The organism is Pantoea sp. 18069 (assembly GCF_902706035.1).
Lineage (GTDB): Bacteria > Pseudomonadota > Gammaproteobacteria > Burkholderiales > Burkholderiaceae_C > Comamonas.
The window spans coordinates 332,020-345,835 of sequence record NZ_CACSJA010000001.1 but is presented as its reverse complement, the minus strand read 5'-3'; the positions used below and the strand labels follow the sequence as shown (position 1 = coordinate 345,835).

The 13,816-nt window shown below is 61.4% G+C and carries 16 protein-coding genes; 7 read left to right on the top strand and 9 right to left on the bottom strand.

The genetic code is table 11. The features are described from left to right. The gene (locus tag GVL12_RS01690; RefSeq protein ID WP_159910895.1) at positions 1–492 is read left to right on the top strand and encodes a DUF1854 domain-containing protein; all 492 of its coding nucleotides are present in this window, start codon (positions 1–3) and stop codon (positions 490–492) included. 170 nt (positions 493–662) lie between these two features. After that, positions 663–1,094: a hypothetical protein gene (locus tag GVL12_RS01685; RefSeq protein WP_159910894.1), complete on the top strand. Its 432-nt coding sequence runs from the start codon at positions 663–665 to the stop codon at positions 1,092–1,094. 230 nt (positions 1,095–1,324) lie between these two features. Here the strand turns inward: GVL12_RS01685 and GVL12_RS01680 are convergent, their stop codons facing one another. The 5 genes from GVL12_RS01680 to GVL12_RS01660 form a co-directional block, all read right to left on the bottom strand. Continuing rightward, on the bottom strand, positions 1,325–1,693 hold the full coding sequence (locus tag GVL12_RS01680; protein ID WP_235033782.1) for an EF-hand domain-containing protein: 369 nt from the start codon (positions 1,691–1,693) through the stop codon (positions 1,325–1,327). A gap of 75 nt (positions 1,694–1,768) precedes the next feature. Further along, a complete protein-coding gene (locus tag GVL12_RS01675) occupies positions 1,769–1,942 on the bottom strand; it encodes a hypothetical protein (RefSeq protein WP_159910892.1) in 174 nt (57 codons plus the stop codon). A gap of 30 nt (positions 1,943–1,972) precedes the next feature. Continuing rightward, positions 1,973–2,389: a RidA family protein gene (locus GVL12_RS01670; protein WP_159910891.1), complete on the bottom strand. Its 417-nt coding sequence runs from the start codon at positions 2,387–2,389 to the stop codon at positions 1,973–1,975. Continuing rightward, positions 2,389–3,294 carry a dihydrodipicolinate synthase family protein gene (locus tag GVL12_RS01665; RefSeq protein WP_159910890.1) on the bottom strand — a complete coding sequence of 302 codons (906 nt, stop codon included), beginning with the start codon at positions 3,292–3,294 and terminating at the stop codon, positions 2,389–2,391. The genes GVL12_RS01670 and GVL12_RS01665 overlap by 1 nt, the downstream gene beginning before the upstream one ends. A 36-nt stretch (positions 3,295–3,330) precedes the next feature. Next, positions 3,331–4,254, bottom strand: coding sequence for an alpha/beta hydrolase (locus GVL12_RS01660; RefSeq protein WP_159910889.1), 924 nt, complete (start codon positions 4,252–4,254; stop codon positions 3,331–3,333). Positions 4,255–4,352: 98 nt separating this feature from the next. On the opposite strand from GVL12_RS01660, the gene GVL12_RS01655 reads away from it, so the two are divergent. The 4 genes from GVL12_RS01655 (at position 4,353) to GVL12_RS01640 (ending at position 7,835) form a co-directional block, all read left to right on the top strand. Next, positions 4,353–4,778 (top strand): VOC family protein, encoded by a 426-nt coding sequence (locus GVL12_RS01655; RefSeq protein WP_159910888.1) that lies wholly within the window; start codon positions 4,353–4,355, stop codon positions 4,776–4,778. 172 nt (positions 4,779–4,950) lie between these two features. After that, positions 4,951–5,781, top strand: coding sequence for a GntR family transcriptional regulator (locus GVL12_RS01650; RefSeq protein WP_159910887.1), 831 nt, complete (start codon positions 4,951–4,953; stop codon positions 5,779–5,781). A 656-nt stretch (positions 5,782–6,437) separates the two neighbouring features. Then, positions 6,438–6,863, top strand: coding sequence for a VOC family protein (locus tag GVL12_RS01645; RefSeq protein ID WP_159910886.1), 426 nt, complete (start codon positions 6,438–6,440; stop codon positions 6,861–6,863). Positions 6,864–6,881: 18 nt separating this feature from the next. Next, entirely contained in the window at positions 6,882–7,835 is a 954-nt protein-coding gene (locus tag GVL12_RS01640; RefSeq protein ID WP_159910885.1) for a 2-hydroxyacid dehydrogenase, read from the top strand. An 820-nt stretch (positions 7,836–8,655) separates the two neighbouring features. Here the strand turns inward: GVL12_RS01640 and GVL12_RS01635 are convergent. The 3 genes from GVL12_RS01635 to GVL12_RS01625 all read right to left on the bottom strand — a co-directional run bounded on the left by GVL12_RS01635 (position 8,656) and on the right by GVL12_RS01625 (position 11,323). Beyond that, positions 8,656–9,201, bottom strand: coding sequence for a VOC family protein (locus GVL12_RS01635; RefSeq protein WP_159910884.1), 546 nt, complete (start codon positions 9,199–9,201; stop codon positions 8,656–8,658). Positions 9,202–9,236: 35 nt separating this feature from the next. Next, complete coding sequence (locus GVL12_RS01630) at positions 9,237–10,175, bottom strand: fumarylacetoacetate hydrolase family protein (RefSeq protein ID WP_159910883.1); 939 nt, start codon at positions 10,173–10,175, stop codon at positions 9,237–9,239. Between the two features lie 191 nt (positions 10,176–10,366). Continuing rightward, complete coding sequence (locus GVL12_RS01625; RefSeq protein WP_159910996.1) at positions 10,367–11,323, bottom strand: tripartite tricarboxylate transporter substrate binding protein; 957 nt, start codon at positions 11,321–11,323, stop codon at positions 10,367–10,369. Between the two features lie 549 nt (positions 11,324–11,872). Here GVL12_RS01625 and GVL12_RS01620 point away from each other — a divergent pair. Beyond that, positions 11,873–12,913, top strand: a complete 1,041-nt coding sequence (locus tag GVL12_RS01620) for a porin (RefSeq protein ID WP_159910882.1) — start codon at positions 11,873–11,875, stop codon at positions 12,911–12,913. Positions 12,914–13,068: 155 nt separating this feature from the next. On the opposite strand, the gene GVL12_RS01615 is transcribed toward GVL12_RS01620, so the two are convergent. After that, positions 13,069–13,650 (bottom strand): malonic semialdehyde reductase, encoded by a 582-nt coding sequence (locus GVL12_RS01615; RefSeq protein ID WP_200843434.1) that lies wholly within the window; start codon positions 13,648–13,650, stop codon positions 13,069–13,071. Positions 13,651–13,816 lie beyond the last annotated feature (166 nt).

Sequence of the window (13,816 nt, the reverse complement as noted above, 5' to 3'; positions counted from 1 at the left end):
ATGGCTGACACATTGGATATGACCCCGCTGGACCTGCAGTTGCAGCGCGACGCCCATGGCTGCCTGGTATTGACGCTGGCCGACGGCACGCGCCATGTGGGCGTGGTGCCGGTGCGCGCGTTTCCCATGGCCGCGCCCGAGGAAGGGCTGTCGCTGATGCGCGGCGACGGCAAGGAGGCGCTGTGGGTCGCGCACATGGACCAGCTGCCGCCGGCCGCGCGGGAACTGATCGAGCAGGACCTCGCGGTGCGCGAGTTCGTGCCGACCATCCTCAGGATACGCAGCGTCTCGGGCTTTTCGACGCCCAGCACCTGGGAAGTCGACACCGACCGCGGCGCGACCCAGCTGGTGCTCAAGGCCGAGGAAGACATACGCAAGCTCCATGGCCGCACGCGCCTGCGCATCGCGGGCAGCGACGGCGTGCAGTTCGCCGTGCCCGACACGAGCGCGCTGGACCGCGCTTCGCAGCGCCTGCTTGAGCGATTTCTATAGCAGCCAGGCCCCATGGGGCCTGGTTTTCGGCAGGATCAGGAAAATTCCGGTAAAAAAACGCAGTTTTTTTGCAGAAAATCCTTTATTTTTGGCTGGCGCTGCCGATCAAGGTACGAGGGCGGGAAGTTTTCGCCATTCGCCACACGTTTTGAGCCACCGAAGGATGCACCATGCCAATCACACCTGTCGATCGATCGTCTGCCTGGCGACCTCAGGGCGCTGATTTGTATTCCACCGGCGCGTCGGGCGCCGTGCCCGTGCGACCGATCAACCCGGCGAACGCGGTCGAATCGATCGACCGGCTGGGCGAAGGCGCGATCGTGCGCGAGCCCGACAAGCCTTCGGCACCCGACCAGGGCAATCGCGACTGGACGGCGGTCCAGGAGAAAAAGCAGGTCGAGGAAGTCGAGGAGCCGCCGAAGGAGCCGATTCACAAACAGTTGATCGAGCATTTCCAGTCGCTGTGGCTCGCCAGCGCGAAAGTGGTCGAACAGGCGGAGCAGATCAACAAGACGGACGAGATCGAGCGCAACAAGCTGCTGATCAAGGAAGAACCATTGACCTATTCGGAACCCAAGACCAAGCGTACGCGAGGATTGTAAAAGCCGCCCCTGAGCCGCTCACACCCTGGGCGGGCCTCGTCTTCCCTCTCTCATCCTTCGGTGGAGGGGGGCGCCCGGCCAGGGACGGCTGCCTCGCTGCGGGGGGCCGCCTAGGTGCGGCCCTTGCTCTGTGCCCCCACGCTGCGACACGCCAGTTGCAAAGGCTACAAGCGCAGCATCCGTTCGTCCTGAACCTGTCGAAGGATGAACGGCCTGCCCTCTAGAAAGACCTAATTTTTCTCGGCCTGCTGCGCCGCCTTGGCCGCGCGCTCGGCCCGGTATTGCACGGCAAACGCTTCGACTTCCTCGAACGATACAAAGCCGTCCTTGTCGGTATCGGCCGTGTCGAACGCCGCGGCCAGACGGGGGAACAGCGTGACTTCGGTGCGGCTGAGCTTGCCGTCCTTGTTGAAGTCGAGCAGCTGGAAATCACGCCTGGCCTTGATTTCGCCTTTGCTCAGCGGAGCTCCGGTGGCGCTTTCTGCGGGCGCGGTCGTGTCAGGCGCCGCGGCATCGGCTGCCGGCGTCTGCGCCAGCCCCAGGCCGCAAGCGGTCAGCAGCACCAGGCCGCACAAGAGTCCTGCTGCGCGCTGGTGCAAGAAAAGAGGGGAAAAGGAATATGCCATGCGAACCATGGTGCCACGGCCGGCCGTGGCCCGCCGTGGCTGGCGCAATCACCCCTCGCCGGGCTGCTTGCGCCTGGTTGCAGATGTTTCCTGCAGGCTGGCCGCGATGCCGCTGCGCACATGGCCCGAAGGCACATGCAGGGCCGAAATCAGCGTCTGGATCGCGCGCTTGCGGGCCGGTGCGCTGCGCGCCGTGACCACGGCAGAGGCGAGGGATCGCAAGGGCGCCTTGCAGGCGTTTTTCGCACAAGGCTACAGGTGCGCAGCCTTCCAGGCGACCGCCTTGACCTCGACCACCATGTCGGGATGCGGCAGTCCGCGCACGATGACCGTCGTTCTCGCCGGACCGTTGCTCTCGAAATAGTCGCCATAGGCGATGTTGTACTCGGCAAAGTCTTGCTGATCCGTCAGGAAAACCGTGATGTCTATGCAGTCCGCCAGGCTGGCGCCGGCCGACGCAAGAATCCCGGCCACGTTCTCCAGGACCCGCTGGGTCTGGCGGCGTACATCGCGGCGGATCACGCCGTTTTCCTGGCTGACTCCATCGATGGAGCCGTCGGGCAGGCGTGCGCTGACACCCGAGACGTAAATCAGATCGCCGGCGCGTCTGAAGCGAGGGTACTTGCCCAAGGGCGGGGGCAGCTCGGTCGTGATTTCAGGGGCATTCATCACTGAACCATCGAAAAGCGCTGCTCCGCCAGATCGGACAGCAGTTTCTGACCCCAGTCGACTGCGGCCTTTGCCAGGGGCGGCCTGACGTTGCGCCAGGCTTGATCGCCCATCTGCTCGGCCACGACATACTTGAGCGCAGGGATCATGGGCAGTGCCTGGAACAGCGCGCGTACCGCCTTGGCATCGCTTTGCAGAGCGGCGAACTGGTCCGTGCCCCAGTTTTCGATGGCAGACACAATGGTGTGCGGCTGGACATTGGCCGTGGCGGAGATGCAGCCGGCCGCCCCTAGCGGCAGGGCCTTTTCGAGCAAGGCCTCTGAAGCCGGAAAAATCTTGAAACCGGGCAGCTCGCGCAGCATTCTTTCGGTGTTGGTCCAGTCGCCCGAGCTGTCCTTGATGCCGACCACGGTGTCGGGATAGGCCTTGATCAGCCGCTCGATCAGGCCCTGCGTGATGGGCACGCCCGTGAACTGGGGAATGTGATAGAGGTAAAGCCTCAGGTCCTCGGAGCCCACGGCCTGGATGATTTCCGAGTAATAGGCAAACAAGCCATCATCGCTGGCCGGCTTGAAATAGTAGGGCGGCAGCACAAGTGTGCCGGCGCACCCCAGCTCTACGGCCTTTTTGCTCAGTTCTATGGTTTCGGGCAGTGCGCACAGTCCCACGCCCGGCAGCAGCTTGTCAGCGCCAATGCCGGCCTCCACCAAGGCATCGAGCAAGCCCATCTTTTCGCGCAGCGACAGCGAGCAGGCTTCGCTGTTGGTGCCGAACACGGCGAGGCCTGCCCCTTGCGACACCAGCCATTGGCAAAAATCGATGAAGGCGTTCTGGTTGACGCTCAGGTCGGCATTGAACGGGGTCAGTGCGGGTGCATAGACTTCGGCTTTTTTTGTGAGACTCATATATACCTCGTTGGATGAAAAAACGCTTGCAGGGCTTCAGGCGTCAGCCATGAAAGCCGTGATGGCAGCGCCAAGGGTCTCCTCGCCGCTGTTGAAGTGCGCCACGATGGACGTATGGTTGTGACGCTCCAGGTTGACAAAGCGCGTCAACGCCGTGCGCGCAGACGCCTGGGCACGCTGGTAGAAGACCTCGCCGTAGCGGTCAAGGTGGGGGTTTTCGTACTGCGCCACGGCTATCAGCAGTGGGACGTTGCTGTTCGCGGCATGCGTCATGGGGGAGCGCTGCTCGTAGAGCGCGGGGTCTTCGCCGAAGTAGGCTCGCACCCCCGGGGCGTTGGGGTTGTCGGGCAGCGTGTCGGCGAACAGGCGCGCACTGACCAGAATCGCGCCGGCGGCCTCATCGCTTTGGATGCCGTCAAAGGCCGGGTCAAACAGCGCGCTGGCGACGTGGGATCCTCCGGCTGAATGGCCCATGAGGAAGATGCGGTCGGCCCGGCCGCCCCACGCTGCGATGTTTTGCTGCACCCAGCGGAAGGCCCGCAGCACGTCTTCGGCGCCGCTGGGATAGGGCGCTTCCGGTGCCAGGCGGTATTCCACGTTGACGGCGACGATGTCTTGTCTGGCAAACCAATAGGCGACGTTGTCGTAGATGTGGCCGTTGAAGCTCTTTTTGCCGCGAAGAAAAGCACCACCGTGAAAGAACATGACGACATCTTTCGTGCCCGGCTGCCATGAGGCGCGGCGGTAGACGTCAAGTACCTCGCGCTCCGTTGTGCCATAGGCGATGTCCCGCCTGACCTCGATCCCGCTGTTGTCCGCCTGCTGAACCAGCGGCGAGTAATGCGCCACCACCAGGTCGCGGTGCTTGTTGATGTCCGTGCCCCATATCGGGCCGATCTCGTCGAAGAGCTCTGCCACTTCCGTGGACAGGGCGCCGAGCGGTTGCTTGAGGTTTTTCATGAGATTGATAATACACCAAATCAAATATTGGTATACCAAATCACGTTTTTCGAATTAAGATGTGGCATTCATCATCGTGCTTACACAAGGAGACAGGCATGGAAAAACTCAGGCATATAGCGCTTTCGGTCAGCGATCCAGAGGCTGCGGCGCAGTTCTTCGAACAGGCCTTCGGCATGACACGCGCCGGGCGTGCCCTGCGCGGCTGGTATATGACGGATGGCGTGATGAATGTGGCGCTGCTCAACTTCAAGGACGAAACCGTGCCGGGCTACGCGGGGCTGAAGGATGTGCGCGGCGTCATCCACTTCGGCATGTGGGTGGACAACCTGGAAGCGGCCGAGGAGCGGATCAAGGCCGCCGGCGGCAGCTATCTGACGGGGCGCAAGGAAACCGATCCGAACGTCTTCTACGAGGTCAAGTACCGCATGCCCGATGGCATCGTCTTTGACCTTACCGAGACCGGCTGGAAAGGCGCTACCAAGGAAGTGGCGCCGGTTTCAAATGCCACCCTGGCGGCCTGAGTGCCGAACCGAAGCCGCCGCCGACGGGACTTGCGTCGGCGGCGGCTTGCGGCACGCAGTGGCCAATGTCTGGAGACTCTGGCCTGGAGCAGCCATGGGCAACTGAACCAATGAAGTCAATCTTGTGCTTTGTAGGTCTAAAATGGCGTGCATTAAGGGGTGAAAAAATACCATGCCGACAATTTCCTCGAAGGTGCAGTCGCTGATTTCCGAGCAGATCATCAGTGGGCATTTCCCGCCAGGGACAAAGCTGGATGAACGTTGGTTGGCAGAGCAATACAAGGTTTCGCGTACACCCGTACGCGAGGCCCTGAGGCAGCTGGCCGCGCGCGGACTCACGCAGATCGTGCCGATGCGCGGTGTCGTTGTCATGCAGGTCGGGATCAAGGAACTGTCTGAAATCCTCCATGCCAATTGCGAGCTGGAAGCGCTTTGCGCCCGCCTCGCGGCAGAGTCCATGACCACGATGGAGAAGACTGAACTGGAGTACGTCCATCAGCGGACCAAAGAGTTCGTCAATCAAAACGACATCGATGGTTACCTCGAGGCCAACCGTGAGTTCCACCGCCTGATTCTGGAGGGTGCCCACAATGATGTTCTGGGCAAGCTGGTGGGAGACATCCGTGAACGCCTGAGCCCTTACCGGCAATACCATCCCGCAGAGAGCGACAGGCTCGTCACGTCGCATGTTTCGCACGATGAGATCGTGAAGGCCATCGTGGAGGGAGATGGGGAGCAAGCCTATTTGGCCATGCGCGCCCACAATGCCCATCTTGGCAACGCCGCCCTGCGTGCACTGCGACAGGCCAGGGAGAACGCCGCGCAAGCAGTCGATGCCAAGGACGCGACACCGACCAAGGCTGCGCGGCGTATCAAGGCAGCCAGCGCCGCTGATGGCACGTCGACCGCAAGGAAAAACAAGAAGCTCGGCGACGTCCAGGCGGGGGCAACGAAGCCCAGGAGCAAGACCTCAGCGGTCCAGTCAAAAAGCCCAGACGCATAGGCGTGCGAACGGGCCAGCCGCCAGATCAGGGGATAGCCGGTGACGCTGGGCGGGACCGCCAAGCGTCATGCGGCTGGCAATCACGCCGGGCAACCCCGGACCTGTAGATCAACTCGCCGCCAGGCATCCCCGAGCGCCTGGAAAAACCGATGCTGCCTGCGGCAGCCAGCGACCCCGGGTGCGGTTGCTGGCTTGCGGCCGCGGATCCGCAGCCCGCCAACGCCGACAAGACTTCCACGCGCACTCTCCCGCACCCAGCAACGCTCAAATAGCTTCTCCCTGCATTCGCCGTCTCACCCGGCAAATCAACGGAACATGACTGACGGCATCCGTTGCAGGCGGACACTTTTGTCGTCGCAGCCGGGCTGGCATGCGGTTTCGCCAGCCCTTGCCCGCCTGCGGCCGCAGGGAGGGCATCCACGCATTTTTCGAATTACTTGGAGTCGTGCCTGTTCCCACCACTGTGGCAGAGCCACGTGCGCCAGCTTTCGCGCAGGCATGGGCGAATGACTTGCGCGCTGGCCTGCATGGCCGCGCAGGCCGAGGTTTCGTGTGTGTTTATTGAATTCATGCATTGGGTGCACTAAAAAAGAATTTGGTGTACCAAATCATGATTTATTGGTTAAGATTGCTGTACTCAAAACAAGGAGACAGGCATGGAAAAACTCAGGCATATAGCGCTTTCGGTCAGCGATCCAGAGGCTGCGGCGCAGTTCTTCGAACAGGCCTTCGGCATGACACGCGCCGGGCGTGCCCTGCGCGGCTGGTATATGACGGATGGCGTGATGAATGTGGCGCTGCTCAACTTCAAGGACGAAACCGTGCCGGGCTACGCGGGGCTGAAGGATGTGCGCGGCGTCATCCACTTCGGCATGTGGGTGGACAACCTGGAAGCGGCCGAGGAGCGGATCAAGGCCGCCGGTGGCAGCTATCTGACGGGGCGCAAGGAAACCGATCCGAACGTCTTCTACGAGGTCAAGTACCGCATGCCCGATGGCATCGTCTTTGACCTTACCGAGACCGGCTGGAAAGGCGCTACCAAGGAGGTCGTGCCGGCTTCAGACCCCATTGCGGTCGTCTAGTCCCGGAGTACATCCGCTATGGCACACCATGTTCTGGCACTTATTCCGTTGCCGCAGGAAACCCGAGACGCGCTTTCCTCGAGCTACATCCTTCACTATCATCCGGACGGCCCCGATACCGCCGCCATCGCCGATGGCGCGCGGCATCAAGTCGTGGCCGTGGTGACCAATGGCACGACCGGTCTGTCCGGCCCCTGCATGGCCCAACTGCCGGCATTGCGGCTGGTCTGCTCGTTTGGTGTCGGCTATGAAAATATAGCCGTGGCCACGGCCCGGCAAACAGGCATCGCCGTGGCCAATGCGCCCGATACCAACGGCGACACGGTTGCCGACCATGCGCTCGGCTTCATGCTGGCGCTCAGCCGGGGCTATGCCCCTCTGACGCAGGCCGTCAAACAGGGCGCATGGACAAGTTCACGTGCCGCCAGGCCTACATTGAGCGGCAGTACCCTGGGCATCATTGGCATGGGCCGGGTCGGGCGCGCCATTGCCAGGCGGGCGGCCGCGTTCGACATGCAGATTCGCTATTTCGATCGCCACCAGCAACCGACGGAATGTGGCAGCCTGGTTGCCGATGTGACCGAGCTGGCGCGTCAAAGCGACTTCCTGGTCGCGGCCTGTCCCGGTGGACCGTCGACACACCATTTGATCAATGGGCCCGTGCTGCAAGCATTGGGCCCCAGGGGCTACCTGATCAATGTGTCGCGGGGCTCAGTTGTGCATACCGAGGACCTGATTGCCGCGCTGACGCTGAAAACCATTGCCGGTGCGGGACTGGATGTTTTGGAGACAGAGCCACAAGTGCCTGCGGCGCTGAAGGCCCTGGACAATGTGCTTGTGACGCCCCATATCGCCGGCCGATCCCCGGCCGCGCAGTTCGCGCAGCGCGATGCGTTGATGGAGAACCTGGCGGCTTTTTTTGCGGGACGACCACTGGTCTCGCCGGTCTCAGCGGTCCTCACGCCTGCGTGAGCGCGGCAGTTCGGCCAGATGCAGGCTGAGAGCCCGCACATCGATGATTTGCGGTTGATGCACCACGGCGCCTCAAGGCCTGTGTCGACCGCTGTGAGCGGGAGTCCCACCGCTAAACATCCCAGGGCGTTATAGCCGGGGGGCGCAGACCACGGCGCCTGGAGCTTGCCCTCGGCGGCTTCACCCCGTCTCACCCGACGCCGGGCGCACTTCTGCGCCCGCTTCAACGCCTTTTCCCCAAGCCTTGTTCATAGGATGGGGCATGTCTTCTCGCTGGCGATGACTTTGCCGTGTGGTGGTCGGTATGGCCACAGTATTGGCAGGCAGAGTCGGCTGGCGCAACCCGGTTGCCCTGGTCGATGTTGGCATGCACGCGCCATCCAGCCGGCAGGGCAGTCCAGGTCTGGGAATAGGAGCGTGAACTTGCAGCGATGGCGGCACCGACCATGACGCAGCCCCCACGGTGCGAGGACATTTTCGCGGCGCGACAGCGCCGCGGTCACCGTCTCTTCAGGGTGATGACGATGTCAATCCTTTTACTCTCGGGAAGGCAGGAGCGAGGCCGGTTGTCTTTGCAGAGAAGAAACCGTGCCAGGTCGGGCGCAAGGCGTTTCGCGTGGCCAGGAATGCGCCCGGCTTTGGGTGAGACCGAGGCAGGGTGGAAAAGCCTCCGGCGCAGTGCTTGTGCCGCCGGCAAGGCTGCGCTATGTAGACCCTGGATTTGAGCGCTGGACGACCTGACTCCCCAGCGTGGATGTTGCCCCCGGGGTAGGCCCACGGCATGCCCTTTCCGGGCCCTCCATCCGTGTGCCTGCCCTGGTCATTGCTCCGTGCCCGTTTTGGCCGCGAGCAGATGGGGCGGAGGCGGCACGACAAAGCGTTCCAGCCGGTACTGGTCAAACGATTCCAGGTTGCGCTCCCACACCTGGGCCTGGTGACCCTCATCCTTGGGAATCTGTGTCATTTCGCAGTACACCTCGACGTTGTTGCCGTCCGGATCCTTGAAGACCAGGAACAGGTTGTTGCCTGGCCCGTGCCTGCCTATGCCGCGTACGATTTCGATGTTGTGCGCCTGCAGCACGCGCACGGAGCGTTCCATTTCTTCTTCACTGTCGATCAGGTAGGAGAAATGCTCCAGGCCCGGTCGCGAGTAGCGCGGCAGGTCGTTCAGATCCGGTGAGTCTGCAGGCAGCTGCGCCAATGCCAGGTCGTGATGGTCCGAGCCGGCGCGCAGAAACACCATCTTGTCGCCTATCCAGTCGGAAACCTCCAGGCCCAGAACCTCGGTGTAGAAGGTGCAGGATTTCTGGATGTCCCTCACCATGAGCACCATGTGACCCAGGCGCTTCGGCTTGAGCTTTTCCATATCGTTGTCCTTTCGCTCTTTCGGTATCAAGGAAATTATGTGGATGCCGTTTGCGCAACGACATGGTTCTCTATGGAGCCGATCTGGTCGATGGACGCTACCATCACATCGCCGGGGCGAAGGAAGACTCCGCGGCCCATGCCCACGCCCGTCGGTGTGCCGGTGGCAATCAGGTCGCCGCCGCGCAGGGTCAGGATGCCGGACAGATACGAGATCTGCTCGGCGATATTGAAGATCATGGCCTCGGCCGTTGCGTCTTGCATCAGCTCGCCATTCACGCTCAGGCGCATGCGCAGCTTCTGCGGATCGCCAATGCAGTCGCGCGGAACAAACCATGGCCCCAACGGTGCGAAGGTATCGAAGCTCTTGCCGCGAAACCAGTCGTGCGAGAAGGGATAGTCGGTACGCCGGTTCAGGTCGCGTGCGCTGATGTCGTTGATGATCGTGTAGCCGGCGATGTGTTCGTGCGCGCGCTCGACGGGAATATGGCGACCCCCCTTGCCGATCACGACTGCGAGCTCCACCTCCCAGTCCAGCCGTTCGGTATCGGGCGGCATGATGACGGCGCTCTTTGTGGGCGTGACGCTGCTGTCGGCCTTCATGAAAATATAGGGCGAGCTCTCGCTGCGCGGGGCCAGCTTGGTTCCCATTTCCTCGGCGTGATCGTAGAAGTTGGACGCTGTCGCGAAGATCCGGCCGGGGTGATAGGGAATCCCCAGCGCACCACTCTGTGGCGAGAGCTTGATGCGCCCTTCCTGTTGGGCTTGTGCCGCAGCCTCGAGCGCGGCGAGCACCTCGGGGCTGGACTCCTGCCATTCGGCAAGCAGGCCCGCAAGGCCGCTTGGTGGCAACCGCACCTGTTGCCCTGCGGCTTCCAGCGCTTCTTGCGCGTCGTAGACCTTGCCGTCCACGACCAATCCGGTGCGCAGTGTGTTGTCTGCTGACTTGTACGCAGCAATACCAATCCAGTTCATTGTGTTTCCTTCTTTGGAGTACGTAATTTGCGGGCTGTCGTGGGATGGCAGCGAGGCTGCGCCGACAGGCCTGATTGCCCTTGGGTTCTCTATTCAACAGGTGTTGGGCTGGACATCTGTTTTCCGACGAGGCTGCTTCCGAGGGGAAGCAGGCCCGGACGCCGGCAACCGGTGTTTATGTCTTCACCTGGCTAGTTCATCCTGATGCCAGAATTCTTGAGCACCGGAGCCCACATGGCATATTCCTTCTGAATCTGCGCACCGAAGGCGGCACGCGCGATGTAAAGCGGCGCAATGCCCGCATCTACCAGTTTCTTCTGAATCGCCGGGTCTTTTTGCATCTCGGCAACTTCGCTGGCGACACGGTCAAGGATTTCCGGCGGCGTTCCAGTCTTCGCCAGTAGACCGTTCCAGGACAAGACTTCATGATCCGGGAAGGTTTCCGCAATCGTCGGAACATCGGGTAGTTCCTTGAGCCGTTGGGCGCTGGAGATGGCGAGCGGACGAATCTTCCCGTTGTTGATGTGAGAAATGATTTCTGACGGACTGGCTGAGTACATGTCGATTTGTCCGCCAAGCAGATCCGCCATGGCTGCCGCGGCACCCTTGTAAGGGATGTGGGTCATATCTACATCGGCGCGGCGCGAGAACAGATGGGACGCCAAATGGGTCACGCCTCCCATGCCGCCGCTGCCGTAGTTGACCTTGCCCGTCTGCTGCTTCGCATAGGTCACAAACTCAGGCAGGGTTTTGACCGGCAACTGGGAGTTGACCGTGATGACAAAGGCGTTGGCCCCCATGTTGATGATGGGCTCAAAGTCCTTGAGCGCGTCATAGGTGATGTTGGGGTTGATGTGCGGCGAAGTCACTAGCTGGGATGCCGTCCCCATGAACAGGGTGTAGCCGTCGGCCGGAGCAGCCAGCACGGCTTTGGCGGCAACCAGACCCCCGGCCCCGACGCGGTTTTCCACCACCACGGACTGGCCCAAGGTTTGACTCAGATGCGCGGCTGTCATGCGGGCAATAAGGTCCGTGTTTCCACCCGCGCCATACGGCACCACGATAGTGACGGGACGTTGAGGCCATGACTGGGCTGCGGCCCCCAGAGACAGCATGGCAAAAGCAAGACCTGCGACTCGATGAAACATCTCTGTTCCTTTCAGCATTGAACGGTAGTTGGCCAATATTTGACATCAAATATTGGTATACCTAATGTATGAAATAAAATACCAAATTGCAACTGTGAATCAAGTTTCGTGATCTAGGTGTTTTTACCAGGACGAGTGGACAGCTCAGGCCAAAAATTCGCATTGGCGATGCCGCCGGAGAACTGATGCAGGCGTGTCCTTACCCGGAGGAGGGCACCGATGCTGAGCTGTACAGCGGCCGCCACGGAGGCTTCATCCAGCACGACTCCGAGGCCCTGTGCCGCGCAGTTCGAGCCTGGGCTCAACACCGCGGCCATCCTGGCCTGCACCCTGCAAACCCGGTACCGCGACCGTGCCGGTTCGGCAAGCGGGACTCCGTGACATCCCCTGACGTCGAGTCAGCGCGGCTTGCGGATGAAAGCGGGTATTTCGTGTGTACACAACACTCCGGGGATGCCGTTGATGCTTGTTTTGGATTCAATGGTTTTGTTTGGTATATTTTGTGTGTACTTTGTGTACCAAAATTTAATTGCCTTGGAGACGCATGAAATGAAGAATTCACTTATTGCCCTGGCTGTGCTGGCTGCTTGCGGCGCAGCAACGGCTCAATCTTCCGTGACTGTGTTCGGTATCGTTGACGCTGGCATCGCCCGCCTGTCCGGCTCTGAGGGCCACGTCATTGGCATGAGCAACAGCGGCCAGAGCAAGAGCCGTTTTGGCATCCGTGGCGCGCAAGACCTGGGTGGCGGCTTGTCCGCCAGCTTTCATCTGGAGGGGCAACTGCACCCCGACACCGGCACGGGCAGTGCTCCGGGCGGTGGCATGAATTTCCAGCGCCGCTCCACCGTGAGCCTGACGGGCGCCTTCGGTGAAGTCCGTCTGGGCCGTGACCACGCTCCCACGTTCTGGAACAGCGCCTTGTTCGATCCGTTCGACGGCATCGGCGCAGCCCAGATGGACTCCATGCTCGGTGCCTCCCGGCGTAACAACAACTCGGTCGGCTACTTCCTGCCCCGCAACCTCGGCGGTTTCCATGGCCAGGTCCAGTACGCCTTTGGCGAGAATGCTTCCAACGCCGCCCCGGCCACCAAGGCCGGCAACTATTTCGGTGTCCGCGCTGGCTACGCCAACGGCCCGCTCAACGTGGCCTTTGCCTCCGGCAAGCTCGATACCGGTATTGCTCCCGCCCAAGGGGACGTGACGGCGCACAACCTGGGGGTTTCTTACACCGTCGGCATGGTCAAGCCCCTGTTCCAGTGGGCGCAGGAGACATCCAAGGCGGGCACCCGTCCCGAAATCAAGCAAACTGCCTGGCTGATCGGCGCCACCGCTTACTTCGGTGCCGGTGAACTGCGCGCTTCATACAGCCGCTACGACCGCAAGAACAGCGCCAATGACTTCCGCAAGTTCGCTGTCGGTCTGGGCTACAACCTGTCCAAGCGCACCCAGCTGTACGCCACGCACGCACGTGTGATCAACAAGGGCCTTTCCAACGTTGTCGTGGGCAACGAAGGCTTGAGCACTGCCGGTCTGAATGCCGCCGGTCACAATACGAGCGGCACCGAGTTGGGCATTCGCCACCTTTTCTGATATTCGCGCCCGCGGGCCGACGCTGATCAGAAGCGGCTCACCGCCGCCAGCCTTTGGGCTGGCGGCTTTTTTTCCAGTGCATGCACCCAGCATGGGCGCATGCCTACGGGTGCACAAGCGCCCCCACAGGACCTCTCGCGGAGGCCCCATCATCTTCACTGAATCGAGCAGGCGTCCGAAAATGCCAGCCGTGGCAGCCGTGAAAACACCTTGCTGGCATCGCCATAGCCCAGATTGCACAGGAAGTTCACCCGCACATCGCCATGCGGGAAAAACAGCTGATTCACCATCGCCTCATCAAAGCCGGACATAGGTCCGCAATCGAGTCCGAGCGAGCGGGCCGCCATCATCAGATAAGCCCCCTGCAAGGTACCGTTGCGAAATGCAGTGGTTTCGGCCAACTGGGCATCCGCGGCAAAGCTGTCATACATTTCCGGACGGTGCGGGAACAACTGTGCTGCCCGGCGGTAGAAGTGGATGTCGTGCGCCAGTACGGCAACGACCGGCGCTGACAATGCCTTGTCCACGTTGCCTGGGCTTAACGCCGGCAGCAACCGCGCCTTGGCTTCCTGCGTGCGCAGGAAGATGATGCGCAGGGGGCTGCAGTTGGCGCTGGTGGGGCCCATCTTCAACAGCTCATACAAGGCCATGAGCATCGCGGTGTCGACGGGTTTTTCCAGAAAACCATTGTGCGAACGCGCCTCCCGAAACAGTAGGTTCAGGGCTTTTTCATCCATCATGCTGCAACTCCTCTAAGCCCGTCATGGGGCACATGCCGTGGCAAGTGCCACAGCGGATCAAACCGAAGCAGTGCCAGTTTTTCATGCCTCGCACTGCGCATTTCAGCCATGAATGGGTCTGAAATTTTCCATTGAAATTGGAATACTTTATGTGAGTATTGTA

Coding starts and splice junctions, on each gene's coding strand:
- GVL12_RS01630 (WP_159910883.1), bottom strand. CDS start 10,175: ATGAACTGGATTGGTATTGCTGCGTACAAGTCAGCAGACAACACACTG.
- GVL12_RS01650 (WP_159910887.1), top strand. CDS start 4,951: ATGCCGACAATTTCCTCGAAGGTGCAGTCGCTGATTTCCGAGCAGATC.
- GVL12_RS01615 (WP_200843434.1), bottom strand. CDS start 13,650: ATGGATGAAAAAGCCCTGAACCTACTGTTTCGGGAGGCGCGTTCGCAC.
- GVL12_RS01620 (WP_159910882.1), top strand. CDS start 11,873: ATGAAGAATTCACTTATTGCCCTGGCTGTGCTGGCTGCTTGCGGCGCA.
- GVL12_RS01655 (WP_159910888.1), top strand. CDS start 4,353: ATGGAAAAACTCAGGCATATAGCGCTTTCGGTCAGCGATCCAGAGGCT.
- GVL12_RS01690 (WP_159910895.1), top strand. CDS start 1: ATGGCTGACACATTGGATATGACCCCGCTGGACCTGCAGTTGCAGCGC.
- GVL12_RS01645 (WP_159910886.1), top strand. CDS start 6,438: ATGGAAAAACTCAGGCATATAGCGCTTTCGGTCAGCGATCCAGAGGCT.
- GVL12_RS01685 (WP_159910894.1), top strand. CDS start 663: ATGCCAATCACACCTGTCGATCGATCGTCTGCCTGGCGACCTCAGGGC.
- GVL12_RS01670 (WP_159910891.1), bottom strand. CDS start 2,389: ATGAATGCCCCTGAAATCACGACCGAGCTGCCCCCGCCCTTGGGCAAG.
- GVL12_RS01635 (WP_159910884.1), bottom strand. CDS start 9,201: ATGGAAAAGCTCAAGCCGAAGCGCCTGGGTCACATGGTGCTCATGGTG.
- GVL12_RS01625 (WP_159910996.1), bottom strand. CDS start 11,323: ATGTTTCATCGAGTCGCAGGTCTTGCTTTTGCCATGCTGTCTCTGGGG.
- GVL12_RS01660 (WP_159910889.1), bottom strand. CDS start 4,254: ATGAAAAACCTCAAGCAACCGCTCGGCGCCCTGTCCACGGAAGTGGCA.
- GVL12_RS01640 (WP_159910885.1), top strand. CDS start 6,882: ATGGCACACCATGTTCTGGCACTTATTCCGTTGCCGCAGGAAACCCGA.
- GVL12_RS01665 (WP_159910890.1), bottom strand. CDS start 3,294: ATGAGTCTCACAAAAAAAGCCGAAGTCTATGCACCCGCACTGACCCCG.